Origin of the sequence: Helicobacter cinaedi CCUG 18818 = ATCC BAA-847 (assembly GCF_000155475.1) — a bacterium.
GTDB lineage: Bacteria > Campylobacterota > Campylobacteria > Campylobacterales > Helicobacteraceae > Helicobacter_C > Helicobacter_C cinaedi.
The window spans coordinates 273,315-292,272 of the sequence record NZ_DS990391.1 but is presented as its reverse complement, the minus strand read 5'-3'; the positions used below and the strand labels follow the sequence as shown (position 1 = coordinate 292,272).

At 39.3% G+C, this 18,958-nt stretch carries 18 protein-coding genes; 7 read left to right on the top strand and 11 right to left on the bottom strand.

The features are described 5' to 3' along the window. Window positions 1-38 precede the first annotated feature (38 nt). From metE to HCCG_RS01605, 3 genes are all read left to right on the top strand, one after another. A complete protein-coding gene (gene metE, locus HCCG_RS01615) occupies window positions 39-2,294 on the top strand; it encodes a 5-methyltetrahydropteroyltriglutamate--homocysteine S-methyltransferase (protein ID WP_002955627.1) in 2,256 nt (751 codons plus the stop codon). A gap of 14 nt (window positions 2,295-2,308) precedes the next feature. Next, window positions 2,309-2,485, top strand: coding sequence for a hypothetical protein (locus HCCG_RS11875; protein WP_230197823.1), 177 nt, complete (start codon window positions 2,309-2,311; stop codon window positions 2,483-2,485). A gap of 407 nt (window positions 2,486-2,892) precedes the next feature. Then, window positions 2,893-3,792 carry a methylenetetrahydrofolate reductase gene (locus HCCG_RS01605; protein ID WP_002955623.1) on the top strand — a complete coding sequence of 300 codons (900 nt, stop codon included), beginning with the start codon at window positions 2,893-2,895 and terminating at the stop codon, window positions 3,790-3,792. A gap of 39 nt (window positions 3,793-3,831) precedes the next feature. On the opposite strand, the gene HCCG_RS01600 is transcribed toward HCCG_RS01605, so the two are convergent. Continuing rightward, the gene (locus HCCG_RS01600; RefSeq protein ID WP_014667252.1) at window positions 3,832-4,209 is read right to left on the bottom strand and encodes a transcriptional regulator; all 378 of its coding nucleotides are present in this window, start codon (window positions 4,207-4,209) and stop codon (window positions 3,832-3,834) included. A gap of 39 nt (window positions 4,210-4,248) precedes the next feature. Beyond that, window positions 4,249-5,646 (bottom strand): sodium-dependent transporter, encoded by a 1,398-nt coding sequence (locus HCCG_RS01595; RefSeq protein ID WP_174694509.1) that lies wholly within the window; start codon window positions 5,644-5,646, stop codon window positions 4,249-4,251. Between the two features lie 177 nt (window positions 5,647-5,823). On the opposite strand from HCCG_RS01595, the gene HCCG_RS01590 reads away from it, so the two are divergent. Both HCCG_RS01590 and HCCG_RS01585 read left to right on the top strand, forming a co-directional pair. After that, the gene (locus HCCG_RS01590; protein WP_002955620.1) at window positions 5,824-6,693 is read left to right on the top strand and encodes an EamA family transporter; all 870 of its coding nucleotides are present in this window, start codon (window positions 5,824-5,826) and stop codon (window positions 6,691-6,693) included. A 108-nt stretch (window positions 6,694-6,801) separates the two neighbouring features. Continuing rightward, window positions 6,802-9,081: an outer membrane protein transport protein gene (locus HCCG_RS01585; RefSeq protein WP_015453800.1), complete on the top strand. Its 2,280-nt coding sequence runs from the start codon at window positions 6,802-6,804 to the stop codon at window positions 9,079-9,081. Between the two features lie 11 nt (window positions 9,082-9,092). Here the strand turns inward: HCCG_RS01585 and HCCG_RS01580 are convergent, their stop codons facing one another. The 8 genes from HCCG_RS01580 to hypA form a co-directional block, all read right to left on the bottom strand. Next, window positions 9,093-9,548: a GtrA family protein gene (locus HCCG_RS01580; protein WP_002955618.1), complete on the bottom strand. Its 456-nt coding sequence runs from the start codon at window positions 9,546-9,548 to the stop codon at window positions 9,093-9,095. A gap of 3 nt (window positions 9,549-9,551) precedes the next feature. Further along, a complete protein-coding gene (locus HCCG_RS01575) occupies window positions 9,552-9,860 on the bottom strand; it encodes a class I SAM-dependent methyltransferase (protein ID WP_002955617.1) in 309 nt (102 codons plus the stop codon). After that, a complete protein-coding gene (locus HCCG_RS01570; protein ID WP_002955616.1) occupies window positions 9,854-10,201 on the bottom strand; it encodes a hypothetical protein in 348 nt (115 codons plus the stop codon). Before HCCG_RS01570 ends, HCCG_RS01575 begins: the two co-directional genes overlap by 7 nt. After that, the gene (locus tag HCCG_RS01565) at window positions 10,201-12,024 is read right to left on the bottom strand and encodes an LIC_10190 family membrane protein (RefSeq protein WP_002955615.1); all 1,824 of its coding nucleotides are present in this window, start codon (window positions 12,022-12,024) and stop codon (window positions 10,201-10,203) included. The genes HCCG_RS01570 and HCCG_RS01565 overlap by 1 nt, the downstream gene beginning before the upstream one ends. Before the next feature lie 33 nt (window positions 12,025-12,057). Further along, entirely contained in the window at window positions 12,058-12,831 is a 774-nt protein-coding gene (locus tag HCCG_RS01560; RefSeq protein WP_002955614.1) for a glycosyltransferase family 2 protein, read from the bottom strand. A gap of 96 nt (window positions 12,832-12,927) precedes the next feature. After that, on the bottom strand, window positions 12,928-14,085 hold the full coding sequence (gene lpxB, locus HCCG_RS01555) for a lipid-A-disaccharide synthase (RefSeq protein WP_015453797.1): 1,158 nt from the start codon (window positions 14,083-14,085) through the stop codon (window positions 12,928-12,930). A 9-nt stretch (window positions 14,086-14,094) separates the two neighbouring features. Beyond that, window positions 14,095-14,517, bottom strand: a complete 423-nt coding sequence (locus HCCG_RS01550; RefSeq protein ID WP_014667244.1) for a hypothetical protein — start codon at window positions 14,515-14,517, stop codon at window positions 14,095-14,097. Between the two features lie 21 nt (window positions 14,518-14,538). Beyond that, window positions 14,539-14,895 (bottom strand): hydrogenase/urease nickel incorporation protein HypA, encoded by a 357-nt coding sequence (hypA, locus tag HCCG_RS01545; protein ID WP_002955611.1) that lies wholly within the window; start codon window positions 14,893-14,895, stop codon window positions 14,539-14,541. Between the two features lie 82 nt (window positions 14,896-14,977). Between hypA and ispG the strand changes: the two genes are divergently transcribed. Together ispG and HCCG_RS01535 are read left to right on the top strand one after the other, a co-directional pair. Beyond that, on the top strand, window positions 14,978-16,048 hold the full coding sequence (gene ispG / locus HCCG_RS01540; protein ID WP_002955610.1) for a flavodoxin-dependent (E)-4-hydroxy-3-methylbut-2-enyl-diphosphate synthase: 1,071 nt from the start codon (window positions 14,978-14,980) through the stop codon (window positions 16,046-16,048). A gap of 102 nt (window positions 16,049-16,150) precedes the next feature. Then, a complete protein-coding gene (locus tag HCCG_RS01535) occupies window positions 16,151-17,392 on the top strand; it encodes a glutamate-5-semialdehyde dehydrogenase (RefSeq protein WP_002955609.1) in 1,242 nt (413 codons plus the stop codon). 107 nt (window positions 17,393-17,499) lie between these two features. Here HCCG_RS01535 and HCCG_RS01530 read toward each other — a convergent pair whose 3' ends face one another. After that, complete coding sequence (locus HCCG_RS01530; protein WP_002955608.1) at window positions 17,500-18,783, bottom strand: pentapeptide repeat-containing protein; 1,284 nt, start codon at window positions 18,781-18,783, stop codon at window positions 17,500-17,502. Window positions 18,784-18,958 lie beyond the last annotated feature (175 nt).

Sequence of the window (18,958 nt, the reverse complement as noted above, 5' to 3'; positions counted from 1 at the left end):
AATAGCGGTGTAAAAAATTAAACTTTAAGGAGACTGCTATGAGTAGTATTTTAGGATTTCCACGAGTTGGACAAAATAGAGAGTTAAAAAAGGCGTTGGAGAGCTTTTGGAGTGGTAAAAGCACACAAAGCGACTTAGAATCTGTCTCAAAGGCTTTGTGCGAGAAGCATTGGGCGGAGCAAAAGGATTTGGACTTTGTATGTGTGAATGACTTTAGCTTGTATGATAATGTGCTAGATTTAGCATACTCGTTAAACGCAAAGCCTAAGCGATTTAGGGATTTAAGTGGGCTAGAGGGCTATTTTGCAATGGCAAGAGGGCATAAAAGCGGTGTGGCGTGTGAGATGACAAAGTGGTTTAATACAAACTATCACTATGTCGTGCCAGAGCTAAGTGAAGATGATAACTACAAGGCAGATATAAACAATATTAAAGCTTATTATAATGAGGCAAAAACGCTAGGCTATCGCCCTAAAATCTCACTCATTGGGCTTTTTACATTCTTTGGGCTAAGTAAAATTACAAATGGCAATGGTGCTACTATTTTTAATAAGCTAAAAGCGGCGTATTTGGAGTTAATAAAAGAGATAGCAAAGCTAGATTCTAAAGTCGCTATTGAGTTTAGTGAGCCGCTTTTTGTGCGTGGGCTAAACAAAGATATTTTTAGTGGCATTGATATAGAATCTGAAGTATTGAGTGTTTATAACGCCATTGCTGAAAGAGGCATACAGGCGATTGTAAGCACATTTTTTGAGCATAGTAATGAGCTTACAAAAATACTTGTAAAGTCAAAAATTGCAGGGCTTGGGCTTGATTTTATCTATGGAGAGAAAAATAAAGAGAGTTTAGATTTAATCGCACAGAGTGATAAGATTCTCTACGCTGGGGTTGTTGATGGGCGAAATATTTGGGTAGCAGATATTGAATCTAAATTGAAGCTTTTAGAATCTATTAGTAGCATTGTGCCAAAGGATAGGATTGTAGTGAGTGCTTCTTGCTCACTTTTGCACCTGCCTTTTAGTAAAGAGGGAGAGAGCAAGATTGAAAAAGAGATTTTATCGTGGCTAAGCTTTGCTAGGGAGAAGATTACTGAACTTTGTGCGATAGAAAAGGCGTATAAAGGGAGCTTAGATTCTGCTACGCAAAGCTTTTTAGAGCAGAATAAAGCGATAAATCAATCTCGCAAAAACTCTAGCAAAACGCATAATACAGCTATACGCCAAAGGGTAGAATCTTATAGTATAAAAGAGCGAAGTCTGCCTTTTAAAGAACGCATTAAGATTCAAAAAGAAGCACTCAATTTTCCGCTTTTGCCGACTACTACCATTGGCTCATTCCCGCAAACTAGCGAAATAAGGGCATTGCGTCTAGGCTATAAAAAGGGCGAAATAAATAAGACAGAGTATGAAAAGGGCATAAAGGCGTATATTAAGGATTGTGTGGAGTTTCAAGATTCTATCGGGCTTGATGTGTTGGTGCACGGGGAGCCGGAGCGAAATGATATGGTGGAGTATTTTGGGGAGCAGCTAAGCGGCTTTGTGTTTAGCACAAATGCGTGGGTGCAAAGCTATGGTAGCCGCTGTGTGAAACCCCCTATCATTTATGGCGATGTGGAGCGACCAAAGGCTATGACTGTTGAGTGGATAACTTACGCGCAAAGTTTGACACAAAAAGTGATGAAAGGAATGCTGACAGGTCCTGTAACGATTTTGAACTGGAGCTTTGTGCGTGATGACTTGAGTAGAAAGGAAGTCTGTGAGCAGTTAGCCTTGTGTATTGCCGATGAGATTGATGACTTGCAAAAGGCTGGGATTAAAGTCATTCAAGTTGATGAGGCAGCGTTTAAAGAGGGCTATCCTTTGAGAGCTGAAAATATTAAGGATTATGAATCGTGGGCATTGTCGTGTTTTAAAACTTCAGTGGCAATTGCCGATCCAAAGACGCAGATTCACACGCATATGTGTTATAGCGAGTTTAATGATATTATTAAAACCATTGAAGCCCTTGATGCTGATGTGATTAGCATTGAAACGGCTAGAAGTGGCAATGAGCTATTAAAAGTCTTTAAGCAAGTTGGCTATACAAATGAAGTGGGACCGGGAGTGTATGACATACATAGCCCTAGAATCCCAAGCGTAGAAGAGCTAGTAGCACAAATTAAAGCTTTGCTTGAAGTGCTGCCAAAAGAGCAGTTATGGATAAATCCAGATTGTGGGCTAAAGACTAGGAAGTGGGAAGAGGTGAAGCCAAGTCTCCAAAACATAGTAGAGGCAGTGAAGCAAGTAAGGGGCTAAGGGGCAATTCGTCTTTGGGTAGTCATAGTGGCGATTTTGTGCATTTTAGGGGAACCGCAGACTCTATGTCTAGCTCCCCCCTAAAATGCACAAAAAGCCCCACTAGCACCACCGCAAATACTAGAATTGTGGATTCTAGCATTGCAGAATCTTACGCAAATTCTATGTTTTTTGTCATTTTGAGCCTTTGAAAAAGGCGAAAAATCTAAAAGGCTTAGAATCTCAATCAGATTCCACAATGGCAGATTCTAAGACTCCAGAATCTCAAGAAGATTCTACAACCACAGAGATTTTGCGTTAGTAAAATCCAAATCAATATAGCACACAAGGTGTGCAATCCGTATCTCGCCCCTCTCGTGGTGCGTAGCTTTGGGAATAAGGTGGCAGCAGTGCCACCGCCAAAGCGAAGCTAGAGAGGGAATAGCGAGGCTCTCCCCTTGATTGCCGAAAAAGTGGCGACTTTTTCGGGGCTAAGGGGGGCGGGGAGGGGATAAACCCCTTTTTGCGAAAAAAAGAAAGCATAGAAAAATAAAGAGAAATTAGAAAATTTAGCAAGTGGCAGGAGATTCGTAAAAAACTAAAATAAAAAGGATAAAAAATGTTAGACCAACTCATCACTAAACTAAAAAGTAACGAGCCATTTTTAAGCGTAGAAGTCTCACCGAGCCTTAGCTCTACAATTGGGCAGGGCGTAATAGATGAGTTAGAATCTTTAAGTCAAGCAGATTGTTTTGTCTGCACAGATTCCCCACTTGCACGGCTGAAACCCTCTTCAATCCTAAGCTCTATCAAGCTGCAAAATGCCTTGCAAAAGCCCGTGATTTGCACGCTTTCAATGCGAGATAGAAACTCCATTGCTTTGTGTGGCGATATTTTGGGGGCAAATGAGTTTGGACTTCGCTCCTTTTTAAGCCTTAGTGGCGATGGGGTGAAAAATGGCGATTGCACAGGGGCTAAGGGTGTGTTTGAAGAGAGTTCTTTGAAGCTAGGCAGGATTATAGATGGGTTAAATCAAGGCATAGCGGCAAATGGCAAGGTGCTAAAGGATAGCGTGGAGACAATCTATAATTTTTCAGTTATTAATTCCTATGCCAACAACACAGAATCTTTAAAAAAGAAAATGCTAAAAAAGCTTAGTAATTCTTTAGTGCAAGGGCTTTTCACTCAACCTGTATTCTCACTTGAATCCGCAAGGTTTTTGCTTGAGAGCATGGAATCTATAAATAAAGAGTTAGGGCAAAACTGCGTGATGATTCTAGGATTTTTCCCTGTGCCAAGCTATAAGGTGGCGTTATTCTTGCGGGATAAACTGCCCGGCGTGTATATTCCAGATGAATGGGTGCAAAAGCTAGAAAAGGCGAGTATTAAAGGCAAGGAAGAAGAGCGAAAAATCGGCTTAGAGCTTTCAAACAAGCTTTTTAAGGATTTACAAACATTGCATAATAAATTCCACTTTATGAGTGCGAATAAACCGAGTTTGCTAAGGGAGTTTGTGTAAAAAAAGTGCGTGATAAATTTTGCTAGATTCTGTGTTGTTTTAAGTGTTTTTAGAATCTTTAGCACATAAAATCGGGGCAAGAATTGTGATAATCTCTTGCAACACTTCCTTAGAATCAATATCAATCATATACCATTCCTTTGCACCCGGATATGGCTTTGCTTTTTGAGAGTGGGCTAAAAGAGATTCTAAAAGCTTATATTGTTTTACAAATACACACTCATCGCAAAGCAGGAAAAGTGCTTTGGGCTTTTGCATAGATTTAGAATCTTGTATATAGACGCAATATTCCCCAAACATTTTTCTCGCACTAACAGTGTAAGATTCTACTCCGCCCTTAGAATCTTTGCTCAAATCCGTCATATACTCGCATAAACGCTCCAGCACATAGTCCTTATACTCTTTTGAAGTCGCCATAGCAGGATAGGAATCTAAGCATTTTTGGAATCTTAAGTCCTAAAGCCCCATACTCTCAATGATAGATTTTACCGCATCTTCGCCCATAAAAAATTCTGCGATTTTTGCTAAAAGAATGATGATAGTAATAAGTGGCGTGATATAACGCATAAGGTAATACCACACATTAAAGCCAAAATTCCCAAAGAAGTGGGCAGTGTAAGATTCTAATTTTTCTTTTGGCACGACCCAACCGATAAAAATCACCGCCAAAAGCCCACCGATAGACATAAGAAAGTTTGCTGAAAGAAACTCAATAATATCCATAAGCGACTTTCCGCCAACAGCCAAATAATCCGCCGCAGGTGTGCAAATAGAGCAGACAATCACCATTCCAAGAGCGATGATAGCAAGTGTAATGCTCCAAGTCGCCTTCGCCCTGCTCCAGCCATAAGTCTCACTCATATACATTACAGCAGGTTCAAGCAGTGAGATAGTAGAAGTGATCCCAGCAAAGCTAAAGGCGATAAGGAACAAAAAGGCGATGATGTTACCTAAGATTCCAAGATGAGAGAACATCACAGGTAGGGTTACAAAGATAAGCCCAGCCCCCTTATTGACAACGCCTTCATACTCAAACACAAAGGTAAAAATCATAAGCCCCGCCATAATCGCAATAGCAATGCCGGATAACACAATCCAAAGTGAGCTTTTTAGAAGGTTTTGATTAGAATCTGAACTTGCCGCGTAAGTGATGATAATCCCAACTCCAAGAGATAACGAGAAAAACACCTGCCCTAAGGAATCAACAAACACATCAAGGCTAAGAGCCTTTTTAGCCTCCTGTATATCAAAGCTTAGCATAAACTCCACAGCCCTGCCAAAAGAATCCATACTCATCGCATAGATAAGCAACCCAAAGAAAATAATAAAAAGCAAAGGTGTAAGGATAAGATTCAAAAGTTCAATACCCCTTTTTACCCCACGAGAGATAATCCAGCCTGTCAAGCCCATAACAAAAAGTAGCCCTAGCGTTTGAGGCACAAAGCCATTTTTATAGAGTTCGCCAAACACCGCCCCAGAGCTTTTCATATCGCTAGGGAGATTAAGACTCACCATAAAGAGGTAGTAAAACACCCAGCCTAGAATGATAGCATAAAATGAAAGGATAATAGGTCCGCCAATGAGCGTTAGCCCAGCATATCGCCATTTTTTGCTAGGGCTTGGGTCAAGATTCTCATAGCTTTTAAACGCATTTGCCTTGCCTTTATTGCCTATAAGCATTTCACCCACAAGCATAGCAATGCCTATGGTAAGGGCTAAAAACAGATAGAGTAGCACAAACGCACCACCACCATTTGTTCCTGCAATGTAGGGAAAACGCCAAATATGCCCCAAACCTATGGAGCTACCAAGGGCAGCCAAGATAAAGCCGATTTTACTAAAATTATTCATCATAAACCTTTTAAAAGTATAAATTACCCAAATTACAGCATATCGCAAGACGCGTCAGTAGTATAATTTGAAAAGGAGCTAAAGGGGCTAATGTTACTTGAGTTTTTATTAAATATTACTAAATTAAGCTAGAATTCTAGAATCTTTGAGAATTAAAAAAGATTCTAATAAAGGGGCAGAATGCGGTATTTGGTAATTGTGAGTGTGATTTGGGCATTTTCCTTTCCTTTAATCGGGCATTATCTTGTGGGGAGAAATGTGGCAAACCCAGTGGATAGCTACTTTGTGATTGTGGCGAGATTTACTCTTGCGTTACTTGTATTTTTGCCCTTTATCCGCTTTAGAAATATCTCAAATACGCTAAAACTTTCACTTATTAGCATAGGGGCGGTGCAGATAGGCATAATGTATATTTGCTACTATCAGTCATTTAAGTATTTGCAGATTCACGAAGTGGCGTTGTTTACGATATTTACGCCTTTTTATGTGAGTGTGTTTTATGATATATGCAAACGCTCTATGCGTTGGCGATATTTGCCAAGTATCGCTCTAGCCGTGCTTGGGGCGTATATCATTAAATATGGTGATGTGAGTGATGATTTTATTGTGGGGTTTTTGTGGATTCAGGGGGCGAATATGTGTTTTGGTATCGGGCAGAGTGCGTATAAGTTTGTGATGGAAAGATTTGCCTTGCCCCATCAGGAGCAGGTGTTTGGGTATTTTTATATCGGGGCGTTGGGTGTGGGGCTACTAAGCTATGCGTTTTTTGGCAATGTCAATATGCTGCCTAGTGAAACTCATCAATGGCTGATTTTATTCTATCTTGGGGTTGTTGCCTCTGGGCTTGGGTATTTCTGGTGGAACAAGGGGGCTTGTGGCGTGGATAGTGGGATTTTAGCGATTATGAATAATGTGCTTATTCCTTTGGCGATTGTGGCTAATGCTCTTGTGTGGGGGCAGAGCATAGAGAATCTGGGACAATTTTTGCTTGGCTCATTGCTGATTGCCCTATCTCTTTGGTGGCATTATAGAATCTTAAAGCGATATTGAGAGAATATTTTTAGCTTGAAAACTTGACTTTGATTTTTTTTTGATAGAATGTTTAAAAATAGTTGTATATGCAACTTTTAAGATTCGCCTGTAATGGAGTCATAGGAAATGAGAGCATTTTTAATCGCTTGTTTGTGTTGTTGCTATGCTTTGGCTTCTGGCTTTAAGATTGCTGAACAAAGTCTTAATGCCACTGCACTTAGCTCTGCGTATGTGGCAGGGGCTTTTGGTGCTGATAGTGCGTATTACAATCCTGCAAATATGGGCTTTACCCATCAATTATCATCAAATGATAAAAGTGAGCTAGAACTTACACTCACAGGTATTTACATACCCGGTTTTTCATTCACCACAGATACGGGGCGAAAGGACATAGGGCAAGGCTCAATCAACTGGGGCTTAAGCACAGAAACAACCCTTGGTGTGCCAGATAATATGGCAAACTTGGCAAATACATTCCTAGGCGTAGATCTCAAAGCACCCATCAAAGTAGATTCAGAAGAGAAAAATCAGCACGGCACTTATGGATTCAGTGAAAAAGGAGCTTTAGTTGAAGGTTCAGCTGACCCGACATTTTTCCCCGTGCCTAAGGTTTTTTATAAAAGCAAAACAGCAAAATCATCATTTGGAAATTGGAATTATGGCGTAAGCTTTACCGCACCAAGCGGTTTAGCGATGAATTGGAATGGCGAGGCTGGAGCATTTTTGCGTAATGTAATGATTGCTATGGTTGAGTTTAGCCCTTCACTTAGCTGGAATTATAATGAACGCATATCTATTGGCGTCTCCCCTAGAATCCTTTATGGAATGGGGAATTTCCAAAACACCGTGTTTGTGCCTCTAGGCACTCCACAAAAGCCCGGCAAGGTTGAAACAAACTTGCAGGATTTTGATGAGATTCCTTCAAGTATGATTCCGGAGGCTATGGGGGAGCTTATCTATGCGGTAAATACTGCTCAAGGCAATGCCCTAGCTGCGTTAGCAGGGATTGGCATAGGTGGCGGAAAGCATTTAGATAATAAGCTTCGCTATAAGCTGCCTACACTTTTTAATCCTGAAGCGTGGTTTGGTATGGCTGATCCTAGCGTGTTTGATGAGTTTATTAATGAAGATAAAAAAAGCATTGATGTGGCGGGATATAACGCAAAGGTGGAAGAAATCAATGCGACAATTAAGAAAAATTGGGAGCATTATAAGGGAGAATGGGAGAATGGGAATCTTGAGTGGCGTTATAATGATAAGACTTGTGCTAGTCAAACTACGATTTGTTTGCCAACAGTATTTAATCCTGTGCCGAATAAAACCTACACGACTACACTTAATGGAGAAACACAAACGGGATATAAATTTGTTAATGGGGTGAATTATTGTATCCAAAATGGACATACAACAAGTGGATTTTTTGGCTGCCAAAATATGGGTGAAACAATGGAGAAAGCAAAAGAGCTTGGAGCGTATGTAAATTGCTACACGGGGACATTTTATGACTATAATGGCAACTTGCAAACAAGCAATCCCGGTCCTTGTGCCTATCCTACTCCAACGGAGACCGATGAAAATGGTGTGCCTAGGGGCTATGCTACGCTTATGGACGCCAAAGAGTTGTCTGAAAAATTTGGTATGGGTGATATGAATATCACTACAAATCTTGTAGGAGCTACAAAAGTGGATCAAAAGAGCAAAGGGGCGGACTTTGCCTTTGGGTATAAGGCGGCGGTGAGTGTGCGTCCTTTTGAGAGTAAAAGCACAACGCTAAGTTTTGTTTATACCTCGCCTGTTACTTTTAATCTCAAAGGGGATTTAGACGCAACAACCTATATTGGTGGCTCTATGGGAAATGTCAATATGAAGGCGAATTTGAATCTTGCAGTAACGCTACCTTCAAGTATGCAAATTGCCCTTATGTACAATTTTGGACGGCTTGGCGTGGAGTTTGTATATGAAAAGATATATTGGAGCAAGGGCGATAAATTTGCCTTTAATTTTAGCAATCCACGATTTACGCCCTTAAGCGGTATGGTTATGCAGTTTAGCCCAGAGCAGTTAAGTGGTATGATGGATTTAGCTGATTATGGTGCGGTGGCTATGGGTGATGGGTGGAATGACACGATTGCCTTGCGTTTGGGACTTAGCTATTTGACTAAGAAAAATTACTTTTTAATGGGTTCGTTTGCTTTTGATCAAAGCCCTGTGCCACAAGATAAGCTAGGGATTCCAGATAGTAACGCATATGTGTTTGGCTTAGGTGTGAGAAAGCAGACAAGTGATAAGTGGAATATAGGCTTGGCATATTCGCTTAGCCTTAAAGATGGTAGAAAGAGCATTTACCAAACAGGTGGATTTGGGCAGTTGCATTTATTCTCCGTCTCAATTGGTTATACATTTTAATAAATTCTATTTTATTCCTTGTAGATTCCAAAAAAACGCACAGAAAAATTAAAAATAAAAGCAATGCCTGTGGCGATGACTTTACTTAGCATAGTGTGAAAAGCTAGAAACTCCACACATACAAACAACACGCCCATATCAATACATAGCCCTATAAAACTTACCACATAAACGAGAATGCTTTCTTTAAAAATATGGTGCTTAGAATGTTTGAAAATAAAAATTTTAGCAAAAATGAAGTTCCACAAAGTCGCTAGGATAAAGCTTAGGAGTCCAGCTAGGATATACCATAGCCCAGATTCTGTGGTGATATAAAAGATAAGCCAATTAATAAGTGCAGCAGAGCCACCCACGAGTGCGTATTTATAAAGTTTTGTAAAAAATGATGTGTAAAATGCTTTTGTGGAAGTGGCGTTAGCATTATGCAGATTTTGTGAATCTTGCTTTTGTGAATTATGTGGGGGCATAGGCTAGGCTTTACTCACAATGGCAAGGTTATTCATACCACATTGAAAATACTTGTGGGTTTTTAAATGTAGGCTTGGGATTTGAGCGATGAGATGGTGTAAATCTTTTTTGTTGTAATAGGTTTTATGGTCTCTTATCTCTGCTTCACTGACGATTTTTAACTTGAAGGCTAGAAACTCCAACACAGGCTTGGCTAAATGGCTAGGCACGGTAAGGATTAAAACGCCATTTGGCTTTAATACACGAGTGATTTGTTTAAGCATATCTAATGGGTGGTTTAAATGCTCTAAAACAGCCAACATTGTTACCACTTCAAAACTCTCATTTTCAAATGGCAGATGACATTTTGAATCTTGCGAAAAGGAATCTTGTGGAAAAATAGCATTACCCCCCCCCCGTTAAAATTCATACTTTTTGTATCCTTAGATTCAAAATAATACGCAAAGGTTTGAATCTTATCTGTGTTAATTGTTGGGGCTTTAAAGTCAATGCCTATGCCTTTAGCGATATAAGGTTCAATCTCTTGCAAAAGTCTCGCTTCCCAGCCGCAACCAATATCTAGGACATTTGGATTTTTAAAGCTTTTGATTGTGGGCAAAACGCGATTTAGTCGCATTTTACGCAGTGTGGATTCTAGCAGGGCTTCTTTCATTACTTATCCTTTGAAAGTGAAGATGAGGTTAAATCTAGCTCTTTTTGCTCTTGCTTCGGTGCTTGTATATAATACATATCTCGCCCCAAAAATGTGCCTTTGGCAAGGTTTGGTCGTGGAGAAGTGGAAGCGGGAAGTGGAGCGTCATATACCCTATCTTCACCAACAGGAGGGATAAAAAAGCTTAAGCCATTGGTATTTGTATATGTTTGCAATGGGATAAGTGGAATCTTACTTGTATCTTTAAAACCACTGATTGCTTTTACATTGAAAGGCTCATTGTTGAAGCTAAAAGCATATATTCCGCCTATACCCAGCAAGGCACAAGCAAAAAGGATATTTTGGGATTTTAAGATAATTTTATGCGATACGCCATAAAGCCCCATAGCAAGTAAAAGTCCAAAAAATGGCACAAAATACTGCCACCCAAAACGAGGATCGGGAGCTGAAAAAAACCAAAAAAGAATACCTAAAAATAAGCACGCAAAAAGTGGCATATAAGGCTTAAATATAGTTTTTCTACGGCTTAATGCTAAGGCTACGCCAACACAGATCCCAAATATAGACAAGATAAGCCCTATTCTATATGATAAGGGCATAATGAATTGATAAAACCAATATCCCAGCCATCTTCCGCTTTCAAGTAGTTCCTGTGGATTTGGTGCACCTCCAACTTTCGCCCAATTATGAATAACTCCAACTTCTCCAGCTCTTGTAATATTATCCACTGCCCAAGGCAAAGATTCAAAATAGAATAATCCCGCTGGATAGGCTACCGCTCCTGATACACAAATACCCTTTAACGCCCATATAATGCCAAGAAACAAAGGAACAACAAGCAAAAATACAAGAATCTTAAAAGAGTATTTTGAAAGTTTAAAGTATTGAAAAAATAGCACAAGCACACAAGGGATAAGCATAACAGCAGATATTTTAATATACACACTAAAAAATGCGAGAATAAAAATAAGGAGAAAATCAAAATGAGAATCTTGTTTGCGGGATTCTAAAATATAAATGAGATAGCTCACAATACAAAATCCCATAAGCCCCAAATACCCCTCCGCATATAATCCTTTAAGATTTGGAAATACGGCAAGAAGCCACACCCAGCCTAGAGCAATAAAGCAGCGATAAATACTATCAAAACGCAAACCAAAACACACAGCCAAAGAAGCCATAAGCATGAAAAAGATAAGAATCTCATTTGTGATAAAACTGCGAATGCCAACTATGTGTGAAATTTCGCTTATGGCTGAAAAATTATAAAGAATGTTATTAAATCCAAAACGCGTATGAATGTTAGCGATTCCAAAAATAAGCGGAGATTCCTGCACCCATTTTGTAGCTTGTATATGATATAGTCCTGTGTCATACGCATTTTCATTTAGGCAACCCACCCACGCGACAAATAAAAAAGCGATGATAAAGGCAAAAATATACGCCTTACTACACATTTTTTTAAACACGCCTTGTGTGTTAAAAAAGCATAAAAAGCCCATCCCAAGAGCAATGCCTATGAGTGATACAAAAGCATTAATAGGCATAAAGATATGAATCCACCCCACCAAAACGCTTATGCAAATCACACCAAGCAAACCGACAATAGGCATTTCTAAAGCAAAAGGTAAATTTTTGTAGTAATGTGCGTATGTTTGTTTGGGTGGGGCATTAAAGTTTGTATTTGAGTAGGTAAGAGGTGCAATAAAGACATCATAAAGTTTTGTCAGCAAAGCAAAAAATGCTAGTCCAAAACCATAAGTGGCTAGAATCCAGCCTAAAAGCACAAATGTAATTTTAAGATTGACTATAATCCATTCCATATTTTATCTTTTGAATCTATACTTCACTATATTTTATCTTTTGAATCTATACTTCACTATTGCCCACAACGCACGGAAGCCATCTTTAATGCCGATTTTCTTGCCCTCTTCATAAGTCCTGCCATAATAGCTTATGCCAACCTCATAGATTCTAATGCCTTTAATCTTAGCGATTTTTGCTGTGATTTCAGGCTCAAAGCCAAAGCGATTTTCTTCTATGGTGATGCGTTGTATAATCTCTCGTTTGAAAACCTTGTAGCAAGTCTCCATATCAGTTAAGTTGAGATTTGTCATCATATTTGAAAGCAGTGTCAAAAGCCCATTTGCCATTCTGTGCCAAAAGTAAAGCACACGATGAGATTCCCCACTTACAAACCTTGAGCCAAACACCACATCAGCCACACCTTTTTCAAATGGAGCTAAAAGCTTTGGATACTCATTTGGGTCATATTCTAAATCCGCATCTTGGATAAGCACAATATCCCCACTTGCTTCTGCTATGCCTGAACGCAAAGCCGCCCCCTTGCCTTGATTTTTCTCGTGGTAAAGCACTTTGATAGAGCAGTTTTCTTGGATAGATTGAAGAGTGGATAGAATCTCCCTTGTGCCATCGCTGCTACAATCATCAACAATGATAATTTCCTTATAATAGGGGATCTGCACATCTTGCACCACTTGTAAAATATCTAAAATGGTAGATTTTTCATTAAAACAGGGAATGATGATTGAAAGTGTATGAAATCCGTGTAAAGTGTGTAATGTAAAAGATGTGGGATTAGTAGATTCTTGTTCTGCCCCCCCCCCCATTTAATTGTTTGCTTAAAAGTTGTGAATCCATAAAATACTAGCCTTTAAGTTGATTTTAAATTTCGGCATTGTAACAGCACAAAACTAAAAAATATGTTAATTAAGGAGTGTGTTAAGAATTTGAGCTACTTGCTTGGCACTGCCGTGTTTGAGATAGTCTCTTAACTCTTGGGCTTTTGTGCTAAAAGATTTTGTATCTATCTCTTCAAAGGCTTTGAGTAGATTTTCTGCTGTGAGTTGAGATTGAATAAGCTCGGCGTGAATCTGCTGTGTGCCATTTCTCATATTAGAATGTGGGGCGTTGGAATACAAAGCGTTATATAAAATATTAGCAAGTCCTATGTGTTTAAGCTTTACAAATGCTCTAGCTATCAGCACTTCAATGCCTCTTGTCTTGTAGCTTAGCACAAGCGGTGTGCCTATGAGCGTGGCTTGAAGTGTCGCTGTGCCTGAGCATATAAAAGCAAAGCCCGATTCTAGCAAGGCTTTATTTGCTTCAAAGCTTATCTCAAATGCCTTTATCTCATCGCCATAGATGTCATTCAACGCTTGTGAATTAAGCCTTTTAAAATGCTCGGGCAGGATAAGAATCTTTTTATTTGGTAGGCTCTTAGCCACTTTAGCAAAAATAGGGAAAATTTTCTTAATCTCACTTTTGCGGCTACCGGGCATAAAGGCAATAGGAGCCGTTTTGTGTGGCAATGGCTTACTCTTAAACTCTGTGATTTCGTCCATCAAGGGGTGTCCCACATATAATGCCCTTTTTTGTGCCAACGCATTTTTATACATTGTGAGTTCAAAAGGCAAGATTCCACATAGATAATCGCAACTCTGCTCTATACTCTTAGCTCTCCAAGGCTTCCACGCCCACACCTGCGGTAAGATATAATACACAATAGGCACCTTAATTCCACTTTTTTTCAACGCCTTGGCAATGGGGAGATTGAAGCTTGAGCTATCCATTAGCAGCACACAATCTGCATTTTTTGCTAACTCACTCATCTGGGCTATGGCTTTTTTAAAAAAGGCTATTTTTTTTATCACATCAAAAAAGCCCATCACCGCAAAATCTTTAAGCGTAAAGCTAGGCATGGCTTTCTCAAAATCTATAAAAGTCTCTCTATCAAAAACACCACAAATCTCTAAATCTTTACTAAGGTGCTTGGCTAAGTGCTTTAAATGCAGGTTTGAGCTAGGCTCACACGCACTAACAAAAAGGCGTTTGTGCTTTTTTTGTGTTATATTGCTTGGCATTTTTATTCTTTAATGAGATTCTTTGCTAGATTCAGCTTCAAACTGCTGGAGATTTTCTTCTAGTTCAAACTCACTGCGTAAGTCTCTTAGCTCCACGCGGAGTTTGGAATTTTCTAGCTCAAGTTCGGTCATTTTTTGTAGCATTTGTGTGTGTTCTTCATTTTCTGGAATCTGCGGGGCGTCCCTTAGCTGTTGCTCTAGGGAATGAAGTGTTTGTTTGGCTACTGTAATCTCGGCTCGTAGAGCTTTAAGCGTGCTTTGAGAATCTTTAATATCTTGGTGATATTGTGCCACTTCAAGGCGTAACTTCTGCCGTTCATTTTCAAAAAGCCCAACAATATCCCACAGATTCTGCGTGTTGGGATTATATTTCAAAAGCTGCTCAAAAACGCGTTCATCAAGCTTTTGGGCTAAGGGTTTATCTTGCTGCATTTTCACTCCTTCTATATGCAACTAGGATTCCACACTCATTTCAAGGGATAAGAGATGAAGCTCTTTGCCTTGTATGATGTGGATATTTTGACTTTGACATTGCGGACATTTGGCAAGGTTTAAGCCTTTTATCTCAAAGCTTAAAGCACAATCCTTGCATTCTAGCACCACGCTTTGAATCTTAACGCAAAGTTTGGCATTTTGACACATACTAGATTCAAGCTTAAAGCTTTCAAAGGCACTTTCAATCAAGGCTTTTTCCACTCCACTTCGCTCCCCAATGGCGATATGCACTTCCTCTACGCTTTTAGCATTGTGGGCTTTGGCTTGTTCTTCGCACAGCTCAATGAGAGAATTTACAATGGAATATTCGTGCATATTTGCCCTTAAGTCTTTAATGTGTGGTGGAATTTTACCCAAGAGTGATAAAATAAAGCAAAAAATGCGAAAGGATTTTTATATGCAAAGGGTAAAAACAAAACAAATTTATGTAGGCTCGGTGGCTGTGGGGGGCGATTCACCAATTAGCGTGCAGAGTATGACTTTTAGTAAAACCTGTGATATACAAGCCACAAAAGAGCAGTTAGATAGATTGTATTTTGCTGGGGCGGATATGGTGCGTGTGGCGGTGAGTGATCCAAAAGATGCCAATGCACTAAAAGATCTTAAAAAAGTCTCGCCACTGCCTTTGATTGCCGATATTCATTTTCGCTATAAGTTTGCCTTGATTGCAGCTGAATCTGTGGATTGTATCCGTATTAATCCGGGGAATATCGGCTCAAAAGATAGGATAAAAGCCGTGGCAGATGCGTGTAATGCTTGTGGGATTCCTATCCGCATAGGGGTTAATGGCGGAAGCTTGGAGAAGCAATTTGATGAGAAATATGGTGCAACGCCCAAGGGTATGGTGGAATCTGCGTTGTATAACATTAAGCTTTTAGAGGATTTTGGATTTAGCAATATCAAGGTTTCACTTAAAGCAAGTGATGTTTTACGCACAATGGAAGCCTATAGAATGCTCCGTCCTTTGGTGGAATACCCCTTTCATTTAGGTGTTACAGAGGCGGGGACTTTGCCACATTCTATGGTAAAAAGCTCAATGGCATTAGGTGGGCTACTTATGGAGGGTATAGGCGATACGATGAGAGTATCTATCACAGGGGAGCTTGAAGAAGAAATCAAAGTAGCGCGTATGATTTTGCAATATTCTGGGCGGCAAAAAAGCGGTGTAACGCTTATTTCCTGCCCCACTTGCGGGAGGATTGAAGCGAATCTTGTCAAAATGGTGCAGGAAGTGGAATCTCGCATAAAGCATATTAAAACACCACTGCAAGTGAGCGTTATGGGCTGTGCGGTGAATGCCTTAGGTGAAGCAAAGCACGCTGATATTGCCATTGCTTTTGGGAATAAAGATGGGCTGATTATTAAAGGAGGCAAGATTTTATGTAAGCTCAAAGAAGAGCTGCTTTTAGAGCGTTTTATCGCTGAGGTGGAAGCCTTGGCAAAAGAAAAAGCAGAGATGGAATCTTAATTTTTAAGCAAATTTGGGTGCGGGGCTTAAGGGTGTAAATTAGAATCTACAAACTCAAACCCCCCCCCCTGCGGAATCTACATTTTACAAAAAGGAAAACCTATGCAAAAACTAGAAAAACAACTTAGCCTGACTAAAGAGAGTGCTAGGATTCTAAACACTATGCAAGATAGTCAAAGGAATGCCGTGCTACTCTCTATGGCAGAGATTCTAGAATCTCAAAGTGAATATATTTATGAAGAAAATGCTAAGGATTTAAAGTTAGCTTCTGCCCTACCACAAGCTATGCAAAAGCGTTTAGAGCTTAATCACAGCAAGATTCTAGCAATGGCTCAAGGGATAAGGGATATTGTGAGTTTGCCTTGTGTGGTGGGGGAGATAATGCAGCAGTGGCAAAGCAAGGCGGGGCTACTTATCTCAAAAATAAGTGTGCCTTTGGGTGTGGTTGGCGTGATTTATGAATCTCGCCCTAATGTTACAAGCGATGTGGCTGCCCTTTGCTTTAAAAGTGGGAATGCCTGTGTGCTAAAAGGTGGCAAAGAGGCGTATCATTCTAACAAAGCAATTCATTCTGCCTTGCAACAAGCCTTGCAACAGCACAATCTCCCAAAAGAATGCGTGAGTATGATACAAGATACTTCGCGAGAATCTGTATTGGCATTTGTCAAAATGGATAAGTATGTGGATTTGCTTATCCCGCGTGGTGGAGAGGGGCTTATAGAGTTTGTAAAGCATAATGCGAGTATTCCTATTATTAAGCACGATAAGGGCGTGTGTCATACCTATATCCACAAGGACGCGGATTTGCAAAAGTCGAAGGCGATTGTGCTAAATGCAAAGCTTAGCTATCCTGCGGCGTGCAATGCGTGTGAATGTGTGATTGTAGATTCTGCACTTGGGGAGCAGGTTTTAAGCGAGATAGTGGAGAGTTTGCATTCACATAAAGTCAGCGTGAGATTTGAAACACAAGCTTTGCTAGAATCTCTAGGCACGGAGCTTGATGGCTTGGCGGATTTTACTAAAGAGTGGGGGGATAGGATTATTAATCTTAAGATTGTGGAGGGCTTTGAAGAGGCGTTGGAGCATATATCACGCTATGGCTCGGGGCATTCTGAATGTATAGTGAGTGAGAATAAGGCGGTGTGCGAGAAGTTTTTAAGCAATGTTGATGCGGCGTGTGTGTATGCAAATGCTTCAACGCGATTTAGCGATGGCGGGGAGTTTGGCTTTGGAGCAGAGATAGGCATCTCTACTTCTAAGCTTCACGCGCGTGGTCCTATGGGGATAGAATCTCTGCGAAGTTATAAGTATTGCATTGTAGGCAATGGGGAAGTGCGAGAGTAGGGTAATGTAGGCGAGATTTGAAGCTTGGCAAGAATCTTGCGTTGCTAGATTCTGCTTAGATTCTATTTGCGGCTTGGCTTTGAGCTATATTAGAGGCTTTAGCATATTTAGTGTGGGATTATGGAGTTTTTGCGTGCGGTTTTTTGGAGTGAGAAAACAACTAGAAACATCATTATTGTATAAGTTACCATTACGATATTTTCAAAACTATTGAAACAAGAATCGCCTAGAATATTTACCACACCAAATATTAATTTTGGATTGTAACAAACTAACCAGAGAGTAGCTACTAGATTCAAGTAAGCAAAACCACCTAATAGCTTTAAATAGTCAAATAAACATAAAAGCACTATCATTATGCACGATGAAGCACTTAAAGCTATACCATAATGGTTTAGATTCAAAATTTCTTTACCTTGAATAATCTTTGAAGCAAAAAATAGTATAGTAAATAAGCCTATGGTTATCACTAGCCATTTTAGATTTAATATCAAATCTGTGTGATGGTTGCAAAGCTTACGATAGAAACAAAGCTGTATTTTGTCTATCCAATCTTTTGAAAATATTTTAGGATTTTTAGAATCTAGCTCTATTTCTTTGCAATAGAGTTCGTATTTGTGAAAGTTTGAAGCGTCTAGGAGATTATTATCTTTTATCAAAGCATTTTTAATAAGCCTAAAAGAATCTCTAAAGTCGTTGGCAAATTTATCTAAAGTTTTCTTGCTGTCCTGCTCTTTTTCTTGTTTGATTCTCTCTTTTAGATTCTCAAACTCAAAATCACATTTCACATTCACAAAGTTTAGATTCTCTTTGAAAATAGCTTGTGAAAAATTTGGGGGGTTATCAAAGGTTGCCCCATAAAAACAAGCAGTTTTTTCAAATTCACACTCGTGAAAATCAGCATAGCCTTTAAAATGGGAGTTATTAAAATAAACATTATTTAAAAATTTTCCATTAGAAAAATCAACATCTTTATTAAAAGTGCAATTTTCCATAGAAAATGTATCATCAACTGATAGATTTTTTATAAGCCATTTATCATTAAAAGCACAATCATAAAATGCTACTTGACGGCATTTTAACCCATAGTTTATTGACAAGCTAACATTAAATTCACATTGTCTAAATAGGAGTTTGTATTGATATAGCAAGAGAGCATTAAAATCTTTTATTTGCAATTTATTTTGTTGTGATGGTTGTGTGGTCTCATTATTGTGGTTGGTTGGTAATCTTGGAGAAATTTCAAAGATATCTATGCTGTATCTAATATTTGTTTCATCTATTTGCAAGGCTTTCGCTATCTCTTGTATCCCTACTTGTTGATAACTTGGTGTAACATCAGCTCCATTAATATTTTGCTCTGTATATATCTTTTCTTTTATATCATTCATAGTATAAGCCTTGTTTCATCATTTGTGAGATTGTAGAGTGTATAGACTAAAGAGTCAATTTGAGATTCTAGCTTACTTGTGTCAAGGGCGGAATCTTTGCTTTAGATTCTAGGATTCTATCTACACATTTTATAATCTCATCACACAAGGGGTTTATTGCTAGATTCTAGCCTTT

What these genes read in the sequence shown, in the direction of transcription:
- HCCG_RS01550 (WP_014667244.1), bottom strand. Translation starts at nt 14,517, where the DNA reads ATGCAGCAAGATAAACCCTTAGCCCAAAAGCTTGATGAACGCGTTTTT.
- HCCG_RS01595 (WP_174694509.1), bottom strand. Translation starts at nt 5,646, where the DNA reads ATGATGAATAATTTTAGTAAAATCGGCTTTATCTTGGCTGCCCTTGGT.
- lpxB (WP_015453797.1), bottom strand. Translation starts at nt 14,085, where the DNA reads ATGCCAAGCAATATAACACAAAAAAAGCACAAACGCCTTTTTGTTAGT.
- HCCG_RS01565 (WP_002955615.1), bottom strand. Translation starts at nt 12,024, where the DNA reads ATGGAATGGATTATAGTCAATCTTAAAATTACATTTGTGCTTTTAGGC.
- HCCG_RS01600 (WP_014667252.1), bottom strand. Translation starts at nt 4,209, where the DNA reads ATGGCGACTTCAAAAGAGTATAAGGACTATGTGCTGGAGCGTTTATGC.
- metE (WP_002955627.1), top strand. Translation starts at nt 39, where the DNA reads ATGAGTAGTATTTTAGGATTTCCACGAGTTGGACAAAATAGAGAGTTA.
- HCCG_RS01585 (WP_015453800.1), top strand. Translation starts at nt 6,802, where the DNA reads ATGAGAGCATTTTTAATCGCTTGTTTGTGTTGTTGCTATGCTTTGGCT.
- HCCG_RS01590 (WP_002955620.1), top strand. Translation starts at nt 5,824, where the DNA reads ATGCGGTATTTGGTAATTGTGAGTGTGATTTGGGCATTTTCCTTTCCT.
- hypA (WP_002955611.1), bottom strand. Translation starts at nt 14,895, where the DNA reads ATGCACGAATATTCCATTGTAAATTCTCTCATTGAGCTGTGCGAAGAA.
- HCCG_RS01570 (WP_002955616.1), bottom strand. Translation starts at nt 10,201, where the DNA reads ATGAAAGAAGCCCTGCTAGAATCCACACTGCGTAAAATGCGACTAAAT.
- HCCG_RS01560 (WP_002955614.1), bottom strand. Translation starts at nt 12,831, where the DNA reads ATGGGGGGGGGGGCAGAACAAGAATCTACTAATCCCACATCTTTTACA.
- HCCG_RS01535 (WP_002955609.1), top strand. Translation starts at nt 16,151, where the DNA reads ATGCAAAAACTAGAAAAACAACTTAGCCTGACTAAAGAGAGTGCTAGG.
- HCCG_RS01580 (WP_002955618.1), bottom strand. Translation starts at nt 9,548, where the DNA reads ATGCCCCCACATAATTCACAAAAGCAAGATTCACAAAATCTGCATAAT.
- HCCG_RS01605 (WP_002955623.1), top strand. Translation starts at nt 2,893, where the DNA reads ATGTTAGACCAACTCATCACTAAACTAAAAAGTAACGAGCCATTTTTA.
- HCCG_RS01530 (WP_002955608.1), bottom strand. Translation starts at nt 18,783, where the DNA reads ATGAATGATATAAAAGAAAAGATATATACAGAGCAAAATATTAATGGA.
- ispG (WP_002955610.1), top strand. Translation starts at nt 14,978, where the DNA reads ATGCAAAGGGTAAAAACAAAACAAATTTATGTAGGCTCGGTGGCTGTG.